The sequence below is a fragment of the Candidatus Magnetaquicoccus inordinatus genome (assembly GCF_004217665.1).
In the GTDB taxonomy this organism is placed as follows: Bacteria; Pseudomonadota; Magnetococcia; order Magnetococcales; family Magnetaquicoccaceae; genus Magnetaquicoccus; species Magnetaquicoccus inordinatus.
Genome location: NZ_RXIU01000504.1, coordinates 1 through 1,127, shown reverse-complemented (window position 1 = coordinate 1,127; position 1,127 = coordinate 1). Strand labels below are relative to the sequence as shown.

Annotated in this window: 2 protein-coding genes; one reads left to right on the top strand and one right to left on the bottom strand. The window is 49.7% G+C overall.

Translation table 11 applies throughout. From position 1 onward, the window contains the following. On the top strand, nucleotides 1-640 hold a 640-nt coding region (locus EJP87_RS16870; protein WP_227657747.1), incomplete at its 5' end, for a hypothetical protein. Between the two features lie 3 nt (nucleotides 641-643). Here the strand turns inward: EJP87_RS16870 and EJP87_RS16865 are convergent. Next, the coding region (locus EJP87_RS16865) for an aminotransferase class I/II-fold pyridoxal phosphate-dependent enzyme (protein ID WP_130472981.1) at nucleotides 644-1,127 on the bottom strand (484 nt) is incomplete at its 5' end.

Sequence of the window (1,127 nt, the reverse complement as noted above, 5' to 3'; positions counted from 1 at the left end):
GACGCAGGATATCTGGATGACCTTGGATCGACTGGATGGTCAGTTGTCTGTACAGCTCTTCTCTCGTTTGCCGAATGAACAAGGCAAGGAAGGAACCTTGGTGGTTTTTGGTCTCTATCTGGAAAAGATCATCTCGCAATTGGAGACCGATAACCCTGATTTGCACTTTTTGTTGGTCAGTGAGGAGGATATGTTTGGTGCAGATCCTGTGGCACGCAACCCCGAGTTGCTGGATTATGAACGAATCGAGCAAGCAATAGAACACAACAGAACCCTGTTTGATGACAATACCCGCTTGCCGTGGAATCTCTACTATGCACCTCTGCAACTCTTGGATCAGACTGTTTGTTTGGTTATTCCAATTGAAAAAAAACAGGTTATCAACATACTGAAACGCAGCCAAAAAAAATTCCGCCAGGCTGTCTGGTATACCGTTTTGGCTGTCGTGTTGGCGGGTATCGTTTTGATCGTCTTGATATTGCGGCCGTTACGGAAAATTCGGGGACAAGCGCGTGCGGTATTGATTCAAACCATGGATGAAAATCGCACCACCGATAGTGCTGTCTGGAATAATGAGATAAAGGTCACGCAACAAGCCCTGTCAGCGGTATTGCATAAGTTGGGAGGGGAGAATCGCTAAAGCTCAGCCCATGAGACCATGGAGCTGCACAACTGTCTCGACCAGTTTTTGCAGCATCTGTTGATTGTGCAGAGTGGTCAAGGAAAATCGGATGCGACTTTGCCCCTGGGGAACAGTGGGTGGTCGAATGGCCACAGCCAAAATACCATGTTCTTCCAGAGCAGCGCTCATGGCCATGGCCTGTTGCTCAGATCCTACGATCCAGGGGATAATCTGTGTACTGGATAATCCCGTATCCACTCCAGAATCCCGCCAGCATTGCCGGATCCAGGCGGCATTATACTGCAACTGCTCTCTTTCTTGTTCCAGGGTGGGCAGCAGATCCAACGCTGCATCCATGGCCCCCAGTACAGCGGGGGGGAGAGCTGTAGCATAGATCAAACCGCTGCAGGCATTAATCAAATACTCCTTCAACAGTTGCGAGCAGGCGATGTAGGCGCCAAAACTGCCCAAGCCTTTGCTGAAGGTTCCCATGACCAGATCGATC